The following is a 15,830-nucleotide window of genomic DNA, read 5'->3' on the forward strand; positions in this document are numbered from 1 at the left end:
CGGCCTTCCGATGGGGCGGGCAGGTCAAGGTCAACAGCGGCAGGCGAGCTAACGCTCGGCCTGTTGAGTGGTGAAGGCGAATCTGATCGTTCCCGCGCGCAGCAAAGGAATGCTGCCCGGGACGCTCTGCGTCCCTTCCCGGATGTGACGCGGAGCGTCACAGGATGCATTCCTTTGCTGCGCGTGGGAACGATCAACAGAACGCGCGCAAACCTGCGGGAGCGCAGCTTGCTGGCGATAGTGATTTTACCGACGCCATCGCGGGCTAGGGCTAGGGCTAGGCGCGTGCCTGCTCTGGGATTACGGGGTAATTTCGAACGCGGTGCTTCCCAGTCGCTCGCCATTGACCATGATGTGTACCGCATGCGTGCCCGCGTAATGTTTGCGGGTGGTCAGTTCGCGAATCTGCTGGGTGCGGCTGAGGGTTTGGCGGGCGTGGGCGGGCAGGGTGAGGCCCTTGAGTTTGAAGACTTTCGCCGAGGTAGCACCTGAGGCTTTGACGTAGTCGATGGCGTAATCGACCACCAGTTGCTGGTTGTCACTGGCGGTTGAATGAAGGTCGAACGAGAGCTTTATGGTCTCGCCGAGACTGATTACTGGCGGTTCAACCTTGAGGTTATGGATCTGGACCTCGGGTTTGCCACCAGCGCCGATAATGGCCAGTGCCCGTTGGTTGCCCTGTTTGATCAGGCTGCGCAGGGCATGTTTGGCGATCCACGCCGTGCGCGGGTCCTCCAGCGACCAGCCTTCTATCAGGCTCAGCACCCACTCGGGGTGGTCTTTGGTGATGTCGTTGAGGTGATTGGCCACCGACTTGCGTACGTAAAGGCTGCCGTCGGCCTTGAGGTTGTCGAGGATTGCTGCTGCCAGCGTCGGGTCGGCTTGTACCGGTTCGAGGCGAAACGACCATGGCAGGCGCGGGCGACTGCCTTCGCTGGCCAGACGGCGGACGTGTTCGTTGTCGTCCAGCGACCAGTCGTGCATCAGTGCCAGTGAGCGTTCGAAGTCGCTGCGCAAGAAATGCCGGATCGCGAATTCCGAGGAACCGAACGTGGTGAAGTATTTGAGCGCGTCCATCGACAGCTCAAACGCGTGGGCACCATAAGTGGCGACGTACTGAGGCAGGAACATGCTGACGAAACCGCTGTTCAAGCGCGGTGCGAGCGGGCGCAGGATCTCCAGTGTCTGCTCATAACTCAGCGGCAGCACCGCGTGCAGGCATTCACCGACCCGTGCCATGCGCTGCATTACCGACAACTCGGCCAGGCCTTCATTGGCCAGATTCAGGAACGCCCTGGCGTTGAACGCCGGGTACACCGCGTGCATTTCGCTGGCGATATGTTGCAAGCGCTCGGCGTTGAAGATTTCCTTCAGGGCGGGGGAAGACTGGTCTGCGTTACTCATTGTGGGAACCTTATGATCGTTCCCGCGCTCTGCGTGGGAATGCCGCCATGGACGCTCTGCGTCCGCCGTTTGATGTGATGCAGAGCGTCACGGGATGCATTCCCACGCGCAAGCATGGGAGCAATCAACACTGACATCCTTAATTTTTTACCGTCTCTTCCTCAATCCGATCCGCCTCGAACAACCGCGCCAGTTCGGCTCGGGCTTCCTGGGCGCTTTGCATGACTTTTGCGGCATCGTCGTAGATCGCGTGCTGGGCTTCGAGCACTTGTTCGTCGTGATGCTTGAAACGCTCGATGCGGGCGTCGGCCTGGGTCTGACTCAGGCCTAGGCCGAGCAGGGTCCGGCGACTCATTTCCAGGCTTGAATAATAGGTTTCGCGGATCGCCTCGGCGCCGAGGTCGACCAAGCGGTGCACGTGCTGACGGTTACGCGCGCGGGCGATGATTTTCATGTGCGGGTAGAGTTTGCGCACCAGTTCGGCAGTCTTGATGTTGGTGTCCGGATCATCGGTGGCAATCACAAAGTATTCCGCCTGCCCGACCTTGGCCGCGTGCAGTATTTCCGGGCGCATCGGGTCGCCATAGAACACCGGCACGCCGCCAAAGCTGCGCGACAGTTCGATGGTTTCCACCGAGGTGTCGAGGGCGACGAACTGGATTTTTTGCGCCCGTAGAATCCGCGCGACGATCTGGCCCATGCGACCCAGGCCGGCGATGACTACGCGAGGGGCGTCGGTATCGATTTCACGCAGGTGCGGCGGCACGGCGACGGGCTGGACTTTCGATTTCACCAGTCGGCCGCACATCAGCAGCAACAGCGGGGTCACGGCCATCGACAGGGTGATGGTCAGCACCTGAAGGTCGTACATCCGTGGGTCGAACAGGCCTTGATCGCGGCCGATCTTGAACACCACGAACGCAAATTCACCACCCGCCGCCAGCACGATGCCCAAGCGCAGCGCACTCAGCCGGTTCAAACCTCCGGCCAGTCGCCCGACGACAAACAGCATGGGCAGCTTGAGCATGATCAGCAGCAGGGTCAGGCCCAGCACGGTTGCCGGGGCACTGAACAACAGGCTGATATTGGCGCCCATGCCGACACTGATGAAAAACAGCCCCAGCAGCAGGCCCTTGAACGGTTCGATCTGCGCTTCCAGTTCATGGCGGTATTCCGAGTCCGCCAGCAGCAAGCCGGCGAGGAAAGCGCCGAGGGCCATCGACACGCCGACCAGGTCCATCAGCCACGCGGTGCCGATCACCACCAGCAGCGCGGTAGCGGTCGAGACTTCCGGCAGGCCGGTTTTGGCGACCACACGAAACACCGGCCGCAACAGGTAACGCCCACCGATCACCACCACCGCGATGCTGCCCAGCACGCGCAGGACATGGTTCAAATCGTCAGCGGCGGATGTGGTGTGATCACCGCCGGCGAGCAGCGGCACCATGGCGATCAGCGGGATCGCGGCGATGTCCTGAAACAGCAGAATGGCAAACGCCAGTCGCCCGTGCGGGCTGGTCAGTTCCTTGCGTTCAGCCAGGCTTTGCAGACCGAACGCGGTGGACGACAACGCCAATCCCAGGCCGAGCACGATCGCGCTGTTGAGTGCCTGGCCGAACACGTAGAACGCCAGCACGCCGATCACCGAACCGGTCAGCAGCACTTGCGCCAGTCCGACGCCGAACACCGCTTTGCGCATCACCCACAGCCGTCGTGGCGACAACTCAAGGCCGATGATGAACAGCAGCAAGACCACGCCAAGCTCGGAGATATGGCTGACGCTTTGCGGGTTGCCGATCAACCCCAGCACCGATGGCCCGATGATCACCCCAGCCAGCAGATAGCCCAACACCGCGCCCAGTTGCAGGCGTTTGGCCAAAGGCACGGTGAGCACCGCCGCGAACAAAAAGACTACAGCGGCTTGCAACAGGTTGCCTTCATGGGGCATGGCTTACTCCAGGGAAAACGTCGAACAACAAAAATTGCAGACAATCATGGGTTGGAAAGGCGACAAGGATAAAGGCTGGGCCGGCGTCAGTCAGTCATGAGTGCCGTCTATTGCGGTTTTTTCGCGTTACATTTTGCATCAATTTGTTGCATCCATAGGATAAGCTGATCAATTCGTTTGCCGCTGAGTGCGCGTCATGGCCATCAATTTCGACCTGAATGACTTGCAGGCTTTTCGCGCCGTGGTCGAGCAGGGCAGCTTCCGCAAGGCCGCCGACGCAGTGCGCATCTCCCAGCCGGCGCTGAGTCGACGGATTGAAAAGCTCGAAGATGCGCTGGGGGTCAAACTCTTCGAGCGCACCACTCGCCGCGTTAGCCTGACCCAGGCGGGGCGAGCGTTTGCGCCGAGTGTCGACCGGTTGCTGGATGACCTGGATGTGGCGCTGCTGGGGATCAGCGATGTGGCGTCGACCCGTTTGGGTTATGTCACCGTGGCCTGCGTGCCGTCGGCGGCCTATTACTTCATGCCGCGGGTAGTCGCTCAATACCATCGCCGATTTCCACGAATCAAGGTCAAGGTGCTCGACTCCAGCGCTCATGACGTGCTGAGTGCAGTGGTCAATGGCGAAGCGGATTTCGGCTTGAGTTTCATGGGCACGCTGGAGGCCGATGTCGAGTTCGAACCGCTGGTGCAGGAGCGCTATGTGGTCGCTTGCCGGCGTGATCACGCCTTGGCCAACCGCGCCAGTGTGAGCTGGAGCGAGCTGTACCAGCAGGATTACATCTCCCTCGACAAGACGTCGGGCAATCGCTTCCTGCTGGATCAGGCGTTGAGCGGGATTGTGCCGGCGCGTCAGAGCATCTGCGAAACCCGACACGTCACCACCATGATCGGTCTGGTTGAAGCCGGGCTGGGTATTGCTGCGGTGCCGTTGATGGCGATGCCCGGCAGTGACCACCCGATTCTGACTCACGTACCGCTGACTGATCCGCAAGTGATGCGCAGCGTCGGCCTGCTCAAACGCCGCGGGCGAAGCCTGACTCCGGCGGCGTTGGAGCTGGAGCGGCTGATTATTGAAATGAAGGTCAAACCGGCCTCAGCCTAGATCGGCTGAGGTCGGCATCAGGCTCAACGGCTGACCGAGTCCAGTCCGGTCGCCATGACCTCTGGCTGGGCGGCTGGGGAGGCGAGGTAGTCGAGCAAGGCTTTGGCTTGCACCGGATGTTGCGCGCCAACCGGGATGCCAGCAGCAAAGCGTGTGACTGACTGCACGGATTCCGGAAGCTTGCCGACGAAGATCACCCCAGGCACCGGGAGCAATTCACTGACTTGCTGGAAGCCCAGTTGGTAGTCGCCCGTGGCAACCACAGAAGCCACCGGGATTTTCGGCACCATGGTCGATTTGGCTTTGAGCTGCGGCTCGATACCCAGGTGCTTGAACAGCTGATCCTCGATGTACACACCGCTGGCGCTGTCGGAATAGGCCACGGATTTGGCATTGAGTAATGTCGCCTTCAGCGCCTCGACCGAGCCGATGTCCGGCTTCGCCGCACCCTCGCGCACCACCAGACCAATCCTCGAATCGGCCAGTTCAACTCGCGATCCGGGCAAGACCTTGCCTTGCTTGATCAACTCATCCAGGGCGTAGCCGACCATGATCACCACATCGGCGTGCTCGCCACGGGCCAGCCGGTTGGGGATCGCTTCGGGCGCCTTGCCCATCGACGGGCCGAGCGCTGTGTCGAGGGTGTTGCCAGTAGCGGCGGCGAACTTTGGACCGAGCACTTTGTAGGCAGCGGTGAAGCCACCAGAGGTCATCACGTGCAGCTCTTCAGCCTGGGCAACGCTGCTCAGGCCCAGGGCGCCGATCAGCGTCAGCGCCGCAAGGTTCAATAATTTTTTCATCGATACCTCTCTGTCAGGGGGCTTATTGCAAGGCGGCTTGTAAACGACCGGTCGAGCGCCGGTACAGGTACAGCGTTGCGCACAACGCACACAGCGCGGCGAAACTCATCCAGTAACCAGGGGCGGCCTTGTCGCCGGAGTACTGTATCAGGAAGGTCGAAATCGCCGGGGTGAAGCCGCCGAACACTGCGGTCGCCAGGCTGTAGGCCAGGGAGAAACCGGCCACGCGAACTTCCACCGGCATGATTTCGGTCAGCGCTGCAACCATGGCGCCGTTGTACAAACCGTAGATGAACGACAACCACAGCAGCACCAACAGCATGTTGATGAAGCTCGGCGCCTGGACCAGGTACGACAATGCCGGGTAGGCCGTGGCCAAGGTCAACAGGGTCATCGCCACCAGCACCGGACGCCGACCGATGCGGTCCGACAGTGCGCCGCCCAGTGGCAGCCAGCAGAAGTTCGACACACCGACCAGCAAGGTCACCAGTAACGCATCGGAAGTGCTCAGGTGCAGCACGGTTTTGCCGAAGGTCGGCGCGTACACGGTGATCAGGTAAAACGCGGTGGTGGTCAGCGCCACCATCAGCATCCCGGCGATTACGATCTGCCAGTTCTGCAGCAGTGTGCCGAACACCTGACGCATGGTGGGGCGGTGGCGGCGAGCGGTGAACTCTGCGGTTTCTTCAAGGTTGCGCCGCAGCAGGAAGATGAACGGCACGATCATGCAGCCGACGAAAAACGGAATGCGCCAGCCCCAGTCGGCAATCACCGTCGCCGGCATCCATTGGTTCAGCGCATAGCCCAGCGCGGCAGCAACGACGATCGCCACTTGCTGGCTGGCCGACTGCCAACTGGTGAAAAAGCCCTTGCGGCCCGGCGTGGCGATTTCCGCCAGGTACACCGACACGCCGCCCAGTTCCGCACCGGCGGAGAAGCCTTGAAGCAGACGGCCGATCAACACCAGCGCCGGAGCGAACAGACCGATGGTCTCGTAGCCGGGCACCAGCACAATCAGAATTGTGCCGCTGGCCATGATCGACAGGGTGACGATCAAGCCTTTGCGACGGCCGACATCATCGATGTAGGCACCGAGAATCACCGCGCCCAAAGGGCGCATCAAGAACCCCGCGCCAAACACCGCGAAGGTCATCATCAGCGAGGCGAATTCGCTGCTGGCAGGGAAGAACGCCGCCGCAATATAGGTGGCGTAGAAACCGAAGAGGAAGAAGTCGAACTGTTCCAGGAAGTTGCCCGAGGTGACCCGGAAAATTGCACTGACCTTGCTGCGAGCGGATGTCGCTGGCGGATGGGTTGTAGCCTGCATGTTGTGTCTCCCGCGCTTTTTATGACATGCGCAACGTGGCGCATGGATCTTATTAAGGCCGGATACTGGGGCAGGTCGATCGATATGATAAGTGCATATTTAACATCCATTGATGCGTGTGGATTATCACTGCGGTGAGATCAATCGCAGAATCATCGCTACAGTGAGGTGTGAGCGTTTCGAATGACCGGCCGCAATCGCGGTCCCAGAGCGGGTGTCACCCATTCACTGGAGGAATACCGATGCTGCGTCAAAGAAATCTGGCTGCCATGGCGGTGCTTGTGAGTCTTGCGGTTGTCTGCCCGACGGTCCTGGCCGCCGATACTCTGCAAACCGTCGTCCAGTCGGCGCCAATCAATGCCCGCAACCTGCACGTCGGCGACCAGGCGCCTGACGTCTACACCCGCAGCGAAAAAGCCCTGGTCGACTGGAAAAGACGCGGTTTGAACACCCCGCAAAGCCAGAGCCAGTGGGTGCAAGTCAACGACAAGTACATGCTGGTGCACACCGGAAACGGGAAGATTCTGGCGGTCATGCCGATTGAGCGTTGAGCGGGTGCCTGCATCAGCGCCTCCAACAGGATTGCCCTGCAAGGCGAAATCTGAGAAAACGCGGGCCGTGTTTACGGACATCGCGAACGAGAGAGCAGTAATGAACGAAGAATTGCAGGTCATCGACCTTGAACTGGGCGACGGCAAAGCCGCCGTTAAAGGCGCCTTGATTACCACCCAGTACCGCGGTTTTCTGGAGGACGGTACGCCGTTCGATTCTTCCTGGGAGCGCGGTAAACCCTTCCAATGCGTGATCGGCACCGGCCGTGTAATCAAGGGTTGGGATCAGGGCTTGATGGGCATGAAAGTCGGCGGCAAGCGCAAGTTGCTGGTGCCGGCGCACCTGGCGTATGGCGAGCGCTCGATGGGCGCCATCCCGCCCAACTCCAACCTGGTTTTCGAGATTGAATTGCTCGAAGTGCTGACGCGCGACGACTGACCGTTGCTGACCATTGGGTGAATACAGGGTTGCCAATGTTGACGTGATCGACGACTATCCTTTCCGCAGATAGGTATAGGGGGTATAGGTATGTCGCACATTCACGAACACAAAGACGATCTGCTGAAGCGGGTTCGTCGTATTGCCGGCCAGGTTCAAGCCGTCGAGCGGGCATTGGAGTCGGAAGCCGACTGCGCCAAAACCCTGCATCTGGTTGCGGCGATTCGTGGCGCGGTCAACGGTCTGATGGATCAGTTCATCGAGGCCCACGCCCGTGAACACGTGGCCAGCCCCGAGCTCAGTGATCAAGAACGCGCCGAAGGCCTTGAAGACTTGCTGCAAGCCATTCGTCGTTACTCAAATTGAAGGTCATGCAATCCATGAGCAGTTCACCTCAGGTTTCAGGTTATTCCCACGATCACATGTTTCTGGGCGCCACCCACGATGAGAATGCCAAGCGTACATTGTGGGTCGTCGCGCTGACGTTCGTCATGATGGTTGGCGAGATCATTGCCGGTTACATCACCGGTTCCATGGCGCTGTTGGCGGATGGTTTCCATATGGCCACCCACGTTGGTGCGCTGGGCATTACCGCAATCGCCTACGGGTTTGCCAGACGAAACGCCGGTAATGCGCGCTACAGCTTTGGTACGGGCAAAGTAGGGGATCTGGCGGGCTTCGCCTCGGCCATGGTGCTGGGGCTGGTCTCGATCTTCATTGCCGCAGAGTCGATCATGCGGCTGTTTCAACCGACTACCGTGGCCTTCACCGAAGCGACACTGATCGCTGTGGTGGGCCTGGCCGTGAACATCGTCAGCGCGCTTTTACTGGCCGGCAACTCTGCACATCATGACCACGGCCACGGCCACGGCCATGATCATGGCCATCATCACGACAACAATCTGCGTTCGGCCTATGTCCATGTGCTGGCCGATGCGATGACTTCCGTGCTGGCAATCGCTGCATTGCTGGCCGGTCGCTATCTGGGTTGGGTCTGGCTGGACCCGGTGATGGGTATCGTCGGCGCAATCGTCATCGCCAATTGGGCCTATGGCTTGATGCGAGACAGTGCCGCAGTGCTGCTGGACACGACCGACGAACACGTTGCCGCCGAGGTTCGTGAACTGCTTGAGTCGACAGGCGATGTCAGCATCACCGACCTGCATGTCTGGCGCGTCGGCCCACAGGCCCGGGCAGCGATCGTCAGCGTCGTGACCTCGGCAGCCGTCACGGCCGATGCCATCCGCGAACGGCTGATCCCGGTCCATGAGCTGTCACACCTGACGATTGAATATCGCAACGCTTGAGGACACTGCTATGGGCATTTACCTGGCAGTACGTCAGGTAAATAACTCGATGTCTTCAAGTGTGTCCGAGATGACAGGTTCAAGAGAGGGGAATCGCGCCTTCGCACGCTCAAAGGCCGCGAGTACTTTCTCTATCTCCAGTTGACCGTGTCGGCGTGCCACATGACCTAGGGCTGTGATGGCCGCTGATGCAACATTTTCATTCTCACTGTTCAGATAGTGCAGGCAAGTGTTCTGAGCCCATGCTCCATCTGGCTCGTTAAGACCGATAGAGATCAGGGCGGCGATGACATCCGTTTCCTTTCCTTCAGCAAGAAAAGTGCTGGCTTTGTCATGGTTCATCGATGGATCTTGATAGAGCAGACTCACTTTTTAACTCCCTGAATGTTGCCTTTGTTGTCGACCGTTCCGGCTTTGATCAGAGCATTTTTCATATCTTGATGAAGTTTATCCCACGACCTTACGTGACCGTGATAGACCTCTCCTCCTGTTCGGTCGAACACCACAAACTCCTTGGTGCCTGGATCAACGCCAATTCGGCGCGGTGATGTCGGTTTTACTTGCACAGAATTATCTAGCGCTTCCTGTCCATTGACCGGCCCTTTGCTCTTTACCGGGTTGTCCGTTTTGCCATGGTAATCAGCCGCGTCGAACTCCATATTCATGACGATATAAAGCGGCTGAATACCGGAATCCATCGGGAAGACTAGAATGAAGTCTTTGTATTCAGGCGGATAGACAGGGTTCACGATGATGTTGTCAGCCGCCTGCGTAGGCGGGTAAATCCAGATTTGTGGAGCTTGCGGTGCTCCCTCCAGTGCAGGGATTGTCAAGGTATTGTCCGGAGTGACAGCCGGAGTCCAGGTCAAGGTAATGCCATCACCTAAATCGGCCACCTGCCGGGAGCCTTGTGCCCTAAACGTGACAACAGGGATGAGCTCCCATTCACGGCGACTCTGGGTGTTGTAGCCGTAACCTTTTAGGGTTCCGTCGGCGTTTTCTTCGACACGCAATCGAACACGTGTACGGGCTTGTTTGAGTGTTCTGAGTTGCTCCTCCGTGTATAGAGCGCTGTCACCCAGGCTTGATGGAGCCAGCACCAGCATCGCAACCAGACCGAGAAGTGCCCCTGTAACAACGCCAGCGCTCGCCACGCTGCCCACGCTAATTGCCGAAGTTGCCGGGCCGGTTGTGCCTGCTGAGGCGATAGCTGCTGCGCCTAACGTCAAAGAGCCAATGTTGGCGGGCACAGTTCCACTGATTTTCTTGAATGGTACTTGGCCATGTTCGTCCACGTCCCGGCCACCAAGCAGAACGTAATGGCCATAATCTTTCAGGCTGGTAACAGGCATGAATCCGGTCGGGCTGTCGTGATTTATAATTCCATCCGGCAAGTTGCAGGATTTTGCGAACACACAGCCAACGAGTGGTTGTACCTGCTTCTTGTTTTGTTCCCTAAAACTCCTTTCGATGTTTTGTTGTCTGGCGAGCATGTCTTCATATGCCTGCTGTCGAGACTCACGCTCTGCAAGCTCCGTTGGCTTCATGTATCTAGAGGTGCGGTGATGACCGTCACCCGACGGAGGGTTCCAGACTCTTGGTATGTCCTTGCTACGAGCCATGCGCGTCCTTGTTTCGCCTGTTAAATGCGACGAGACGCTATCTCAAGCAGAGTGCCATGGCTGTAGGACGGGTCTGAAAACGCTGACGGTGTTCCGGCATCAGGCAACGCTTCGAAAATCACCACGCTCATCGCTAAACCTCCTACCGCTCGCGAAACACCGGAATACGCCCGTTCAGTGACGGGCGATACTCCCAGGCAAGCTGATCCAGCGCGCCGTTGTGCGTCAGGATTTCGCTGAGTGTGGCGCTGGCGATGCTCAAGGCCAGTGTCTGGCCGGGGCATTGATGACGGCCGGTGCCGAAGGTGAAGCTGCGGCGGGTCGGGCGGTCGAGGATCAAGGCGTCCGGGTTGTCGTTGAGCTGTGGGTCGCGGTTGGCCGAGGCCAGCAGCACCAGGATGACATCGCCGGGTTTGAGACTCACGCCGTCGATTTCACAAGGCGCGCTGACGAAACGACGGGTGTTCTGCACTGAAGGGTCATGGCGCTGGACTTCCGCCAGCAGGTCACCGACCTGCGCCGGGTTACGCCGCATTTCACTCTTGAGCTGCGGATTGCGGATCAATGCCAGCACGGCGTTGCCGATCAACCCGGCGGTGGCTTCGTATGTCTGGGAAAGCAGGCCAATCAGGTTGGCGAGTAGGGTGCCGGGGTCTGCCAGGCGTTGGCGAATCCCTTCAAGTAGAGGGCTTTGGTGATCCTGCGCGCTGAGGCGTTCTACGAAGTAACCGTTCAAGTGTTCCGCCGCTGCATGGGCCGCGTCCAGCTGGGTTTGATTGCTCAGGGGCGACAGGCAAGCGACGAAATCAGCCGTCAGTTCGCTGAGGGTTCGACCTTCTGCTGGAGTAAATCCGAGCAGCGAAGCGATCACGCACACCGGGCCCATGAACATTGCCTTGTGCAGCCCATCGGCGGACAGGCTGATCAACCGGGCGCGAACCAGTGCGCTGACCTCATCAGTGTCGATCACTTCCAGTCCGGGCTGTATGGCCGACCTCGGGCAGCGCTGGCGTTCGCCATCGTTCATTCGCATCAACTGGCCAAACACCTTGCCGGCGTAACCCTGCGCAATGGCGTTGGGCACCGGCTCGTGAGCCGGTCGGACCTTGCAGTCGGGATGAGCCAACACGGCTGCAACGGCCTGGGCGCTGCTGGCTACCCAAAACCCCAGTCCCTGATGAAATGAAAGGCCACCTTCGGCCCGCAGGCTGGCGTAATAAGGGTAAGGATCGGTATGGGTCGCGGCGATGATCGGGTCCATGAGGCGCTGCCTTATTCGTCGGTGGAAAGTGTTGCTACTATCTCCACTCCGAAAGGGCCACGATTCGTCCGGGAGCGAAATATGAACGTTGAACAACACGACATCGGCGTATCGCAGGTGGCGGCGGCGATTGCCGAGCCGGCCCGGACGAAAATCCTTTGCTCACTGATGGACGGCCACGCGCGCACCAGTACCGAACTGGCAGTGATCGCCGACGTCAGCGCGTCTACCGCCAGCGCTCATCTGGCGAAACTCAAGGACCTGGCGCTGGTGCGGTTGCATGTTCAGGGTCGCCATCGTTATTACAGCCTGGCGGATCAACGGGTCGCTCAGGCCCTGGAAGCGCTGATGGTGATCGGCCAAAGCGCCGCGCCTACCTTTACTCCCCGAACCCCGGATCGCCTGCAATTTGCTCGCACCTGCTACGACCATATGGCCGGCACCTTGGCCGTGCTGCTGCATGACCGGATGCTGGAAGCGGGTTGGTTGGCAGTGTCGGAGCAGGCTAATCAGGAGTACGCGTTGAGTGAAACCGGTGAGCGGTTTTTCGAAGGGCTCGGCATCGACGTGAAGTCCTTGGGCAGTCTGCGTCGACGTTTTGCCTGCCCTTGTCTCGACTGGAGCATGCGTCGCCCGCATCTCGGCGGCTCATTGGGCGCGGCGTTGCTGCAAACGGCGATCAAGCGCAAATGGCTGACACAGGATCTGGACAGTCGAGCGCTGGCGTTGACCGCGACCGGACGTAATGAGATCACGGCCAGATTTGCAATTGAACTGCCGGCGCTGGCGAAGGTGAACTTGCGGGGTGCCACTGAGTCAGGCAGTCGCTCGGTTGTCAGCCCTTCGCCATAACGGCGGTGTTCGCTATCGGCTGGCTGAGGCCATCAGCACGCCGAAGCTGGCGAACGTAACACCTGACACCTTCGCCGCCAGCCAGGAACCTTTTTGACTCGACAGCCAGCCTTTGGCCGCATTGGCGAGCAGGGCATAGCTGCCGTGGATCATGATCACCAGCACGCTGTAAGAGCTGACCAGGGTAAAAAACTGGCTGTAGTAATGCGTCGAGGTGTCGATGAACTGCGGGAACACCGCGAGAAAGAAGAACACCGCTTTTGGGTTCAACAACTGAAGCGATGCCGCCTCGACGAAGCGATACCCAGGACCCGACGAGTTCACTTCACGCTCAGGGATGAAACGATCAGTGCGCCAGCTTTTGTAACCCAAGTACAAGAGGTACGCCGCACCGGCATATTTCAGCACGGTGAACGCGCTAGCGGAGGTCGCGAGTATCAGGCCCACGCTGGTTGCGCTGATCCCGGCGACGACAAAGGCCCCCAGTGCGATACCGAGAATACCCGGCAGCGCGCCGGTCCAGCCATGACGCAGTGCGTTGGTAAGCGTCAGCACCACACCCGGCCCGGGACTCAGAATGGTCAGGGCGGCGAACAGTAAAAACAATCCGTAGCTATTCATCTCTCACTCCATCAGGTGGTGCTGGCTGCGTGCCCGCAGATTGGCGTGACGAGGCGAGCGTGACAAACGCTTTAATTGCACGGCATATGTGACTAAATTAGACGCATGATTAATCAACTCCCCCCCTTGAATGCTGTTCGCGCTTTCGCGGCCGCCGCTCGTCATCAGAGCTTCAGCCTCGCGGCCGAGGAACTGCACGTCAGTCACAGTGCCGTCAGCCGTCACATCAAACGGCTTGAAGAGCATCTGGGCGTGTTGCTGTTCGAACGGCGCATCCGGCAATCGGTGCTGACCCCGGTGGGGCAGAGCTTCTATGAACAGGTCAGCGCGGGCCTGTCACAGATTGCCAACGCCGCTGCAGCGCTCAAGCAACACGCCTCGTTGCGTACCGTGAAGATCAACGTCCGTCCGACCTTTGCCCAGCGCTGGCTGACGCCCAGGCTGGCAGATTTCATGGCGCTGCACCCGGAGATCAAACCCGAGGTGGTCACGTCCACGCTGGCGCCCGATCACGCACGAGACAGGTTCGACGTCGTTATTCGACGTGGCCGCGACGGCTGGGCGCCGGACATTCACGCTCAGGTACTGTTTGAAGACGAGTTGCTACTGGTTGCGGCGCCTTCGCTGATCAAGCGTCTGCCGCTCGACGACTTGGGTGGCCTGAGCCGACATACCTTGCTGACCGCCAAGACCCGCCGCGAGGACTGGCACAACTGGGCCCTGTTGTTCGGCGAAACGCAGTCAGCGACTCAGATGACGCTGCAGTTCGATCACATGCAGCCGGTGCTTCAGGACGCTGTGGAAGGACGGGGCATTGCCTTGTGTCCGGCCTCATTGCTGGGCGATGACCTGTCGAGCGGCCGCCTGATTTGCCCATTGCCCGAACTGCGCATGCCGCTGCCGCGTTATTACTACGGTGTTGCGCCGGACGTGACAGAGCAGACCCAGGTGTTTCTGGAGTGGTTGCTCTTACGTACCAATGAAAATACCTGGGTCAGCAAGTCTGCTGTCTTATAGATGTTTACCTTGCCTGAAAACGAGACAGTAGCGGGAAAGTGACTGCCAGAATATTGCCTTCGCGAGTGTCTTGAGCAGGCATGCCCAAAAGCTGTGCACCTGCCGAAAGGTAAACTCTTAACAGCTTTGGAAGTGTTAAGTGGTGAGCATCCTCTGTCGAGATACCTCGGGGATTGATCAGAAATCTACGTTCAGGGAAGGCATCCATTGCGAAGTCGTTGAACGTTGATTTTGATTGCAGGAGGTAGTGTATTGTTGAAATTTCATGATGGTTTGTGTAAGGAACGGAACAGAGGCCAATTATGTAAACGGGTGCTGTGAAGTGAGTGTTTATGAAGGTGGTAAGTGACTTCCAGAAAAGCAGGAATATATTGTGTGCCTTGTAGTGTTCGTTGATGCATAAGCGGCCAATTTCGATGATGGTTTTTTTAGATGTTCTTAGCGCTTGGGTATCGTATTCGTTGTCGGCGAAAAAGCCGTGGGCGTTGACCGCGGTATGTGCTGTTTGAAATCTCAGCGTGCCAACCACCAAGCCAGTACTTTTGTCGAGCGCAATCAAGTGTTCACAGGTGGTGTCGTAGATGTCAGATTCCATGTGTGTCGAGTGATTGGTCTCGGGAATGGAGAATATGTCTTTTTTGCTAAATATCTCGTATCTTAATTGGTAGGCTTGCTCTTTCTCTTGTTTTGTCGTGGCAAGTTTTACAAGGATGCTACCCTGATGATCATTGAGTAATGTCATGTTGGCATTTCCCCTGCTTTCTTTGCTTTCCATGCGAGCCAGGTACGTGGGGCGATAGCATTTAAAAGGAGATCTATCTTTTCAAGTATCAGCAGGTTGTAAAGCCCACGAATAAGCGGTTTGCTTTCATATAAGCGATGACTGATCGAGAAGCTGGGGGAGGTGTAGTAAATCTTGTGCCAGAATCCAATGGGAATAAAAAGAGTGTCCCCCTTCTTCAGCGTACAGTGCCACCCATTGGCGTGTTTAAAGCGTGGAAATCTTTGGAAGTCGGGTTTTTCTGGGTCAACATAGCTTCTAACCGTAAACGGGTGCTGGTGCAGATGATAAGAGTCTACAGGATCGAACAAGTAGACTGACTTCTCGCCTGAGAAAAGGGTATGAAATACATGAGGGAGGTCAATGTCGTAATGTGTGGGCGGAGACGCACTGATACCCCCAAAAAACATAAATAAGTTAAGGTGAGACAGTGCATTGAAGGCGTCGGGTAGCACAATGTGGCTCTTAAGTTCGGGGGCCTCCTTCAAGAGTTCGAATAAAAATAATCGTAAGTGTCCGTTTTCCCCTTGTATTTCACGCAAATATTGTCTGAAGGGCATTTCTTTCGAATGTTTTAAATACAGATTTCCTTTTTTTGAGAAGTTATCGTCGTAAACCTTGACGGGCAGGTCCCCATATTTGTTGCTAAAAAAATCAAACGACCACAACTTTTGGGCTGTCCAGTCATTTGAAAAGTCAGTGATGATAATAGGCTCTTTGTAGGCGCTGATAGGGTGTTTAAAGAAGTCGTGTTTGTCGGTTCTAGTCACTTCCATGTATGGCTTTTTCATTGCT

At 58.0% G+C, this 15,830-nt stretch carries 17 protein-coding genes; 7 read left to right on the forward strand and 10 right to left on the reverse strand.

The window, feature by feature from the left end:
- Positions 1–300: 300 nt before the first annotated feature.
- Both KRR23_RS21010 and KRR23_RS21015 read right to left on the reverse strand, forming a co-directional pair.
- Entirely contained in the window at positions 301–1,404 is a 1,104-nt protein-coding gene (locus KRR23_RS21010; RefSeq protein WP_216744064.1) for a DNA alkylation repair protein, read from the reverse strand.
- Positions 1,405–1,543: 139 nt separating this feature from the next.
- Positions 1,544–3,352, reverse strand: coding sequence for a monovalent cation:proton antiporter-2 (CPA2) family protein (locus tag KRR23_RS21015; protein WP_216744065.1), 1,809 nt, complete (start codon positions 3,350–3,352; stop codon positions 1,544–1,546).
- A gap of 196 nt (positions 3,353–3,548) precedes the next feature.
- On the opposite strand from KRR23_RS21015, the gene KRR23_RS21020 reads away from it, so the two are divergent.
- Positions 3,549–4,457 (forward strand): LysR family transcriptional regulator, encoded by a 909-nt coding sequence (locus KRR23_RS21020; RefSeq protein ID WP_216744066.1) that lies wholly within the window; start codon positions 3,549–3,551, stop codon positions 4,455–4,457.
- Positions 4,458–4,480: 23 nt separating this feature from the next.
- On the opposite strand, the gene KRR23_RS21025 is transcribed toward KRR23_RS21020, so the two are convergent.
- Both KRR23_RS21025 and KRR23_RS21030 read right to left on the reverse strand, forming a co-directional pair.
- Entirely contained in the window at positions 4,481–5,257 is a 777-nt protein-coding gene (locus tag KRR23_RS21025) for a substrate-binding domain-containing protein (RefSeq protein ID WP_216744067.1), read from the reverse strand.
- A gap of 22 nt (positions 5,258–5,279) precedes the next feature.
- Positions 5,280–6,584: an MFS transporter gene (locus KRR23_RS21030; RefSeq protein WP_216744068.1), complete on the reverse strand. Its 1,305-nt coding sequence runs from the start codon at positions 6,582–6,584 to the stop codon at positions 5,280–5,282.
- Between the two features lie 242 nt (positions 6,585–6,826).
- Between KRR23_RS21030 and KRR23_RS21035 the strand changes: the two genes are divergently transcribed.
- The 4 genes from KRR23_RS21035 (at position 6,827) to dmeF (ending at position 8,881) form a co-directional block, all read left to right on the forward strand.
- Entirely contained in the window at positions 6,827–7,135 is a 309-nt protein-coding gene (locus KRR23_RS21035) for an RcnB family protein (protein WP_216744069.1), read from the forward strand.
- Positions 7,136–7,235: 100 nt separating this feature from the next.
- The gene (locus KRR23_RS21040) at positions 7,236–7,574 is read left to right on the forward strand and encodes an FKBP-type peptidyl-prolyl cis-trans isomerase (protein WP_054597673.1); all 339 of its coding nucleotides are present in this window, start codon (positions 7,236–7,238) and stop codon (positions 7,572–7,574) included.
- A gap of 90 nt (positions 7,575–7,664) precedes the next feature.
- Positions 7,665–7,940 (forward strand): metal/formaldehyde-sensitive transcriptional repressor, encoded by a 276-nt coding sequence (locus KRR23_RS21045; protein ID WP_145021535.1) that lies wholly within the window; start codon positions 7,665–7,667, stop codon positions 7,938–7,940.
- 14 nt (positions 7,941–7,954) lie between these two features.
- Positions 7,955–8,881 (forward strand): CDF family Co(II)/Ni(II) efflux transporter DmeF, encoded by a 927-nt coding sequence (gene dmeF, locus KRR23_RS21050; protein ID WP_216744070.1) that lies wholly within the window; start codon positions 7,955–7,957, stop codon positions 8,879–8,881.
- 33 nt (positions 8,882–8,914) lie between these two features.
- Here the strand turns inward: dmeF and KRR23_RS21055 are convergent, their stop codons facing one another.
- From KRR23_RS21055 to KRR23_RS21065, 3 genes are all read right to left on the reverse strand, one after another.
- Complete coding sequence (locus tag KRR23_RS21055) at positions 8,915–9,250, reverse strand: hypothetical protein (protein ID WP_367880662.1); 336 nt, start codon at positions 9,248–9,250, stop codon at positions 8,915–8,917.
- Positions 9,247–10,503 carry an S-type pyocin domain-containing protein gene (locus KRR23_RS21060; RefSeq protein ID WP_216744071.1) on the reverse strand — a complete coding sequence of 419 codons (1,257 nt, stop codon included), beginning with the start codon at positions 10,501–10,503 and terminating at the stop codon, positions 9,247–9,249. Before KRR23_RS21060 ends, KRR23_RS21055 begins: the two co-directional genes overlap by 4 nt.
- A 142-nt stretch (positions 10,504–10,645) precedes the next feature.
- Complete coding sequence (locus KRR23_RS21065; protein WP_216744072.1) at positions 10,646–11,764, reverse strand: cytochrome P450; 1,119 nt, start codon at positions 11,762–11,764, stop codon at positions 10,646–10,648.
- Positions 11,765–11,845: 81 nt separating this feature from the next.
- On the opposite strand from KRR23_RS21065, the gene KRR23_RS21070 reads away from it, so the two are divergent.
- On the forward strand, positions 11,846–12,616 hold the full coding sequence (locus KRR23_RS21070; RefSeq protein WP_216744073.1) for a helix-turn-helix transcriptional regulator: 771 nt from the start codon (positions 11,846–11,848) through the stop codon (positions 12,614–12,616).
- Between the two features lie 12 nt (positions 12,617–12,628).
- On the opposite strand, the gene KRR23_RS21075 is transcribed toward KRR23_RS21070, so the two are convergent.
- Positions 12,629–13,237 carry a LysE family translocator gene (locus KRR23_RS21075; RefSeq protein ID WP_216744074.1) on the reverse strand — a complete coding sequence of 203 codons (609 nt, stop codon included), beginning with the start codon at positions 13,235–13,237 and terminating at the stop codon, positions 12,629–12,631.
- Positions 13,238–13,342: 105 nt separating this feature from the next.
- Between KRR23_RS21075 and KRR23_RS21080 the strand changes: the two genes are divergently transcribed.
- Positions 13,343–14,254: a LysR substrate-binding domain-containing protein gene (locus tag KRR23_RS21080; RefSeq protein WP_216744075.1), complete on the forward strand. Its 912-nt coding sequence runs from the start codon at positions 13,343–13,345 to the stop codon at positions 14,252–14,254.
- A 4-nt stretch (positions 14,255–14,258) separates the two neighbouring features.
- Here KRR23_RS21080 and KRR23_RS21085 read toward each other — a convergent pair whose 3' ends face one another.
- Both KRR23_RS21085 and KRR23_RS21090 read right to left on the reverse strand, forming a co-directional pair.
- A complete protein-coding gene (locus KRR23_RS21085) occupies positions 14,259–14,996 on the reverse strand; it encodes a GNAT family N-acetyltransferase (protein ID WP_216744076.1) in 738 nt (245 codons plus the stop codon).
- Positions 14,993–15,826 carry a cupin-like domain-containing protein gene (locus tag KRR23_RS21090; RefSeq protein WP_216744077.1) on the reverse strand — a complete coding sequence of 278 codons (834 nt, stop codon included), beginning with the start codon at positions 15,824–15,826 and terminating at the stop codon, positions 14,993–14,995. Before KRR23_RS21090 ends, KRR23_RS21085 begins: the two co-directional genes overlap by 4 nt.
- Between the last annotated feature and the right edge of the window lie 4 nt (positions 15,827–15,830).

Origin of the sequence: Pseudomonas sp. CVAP#3 (assembly GCF_018986375.1) — a bacterium.
Lineage (GTDB): Bacteria > Pseudomonadota > Gammaproteobacteria > Pseudomonadales > Pseudomonadaceae > Aquipseudomonas > Aquipseudomonas helvetica.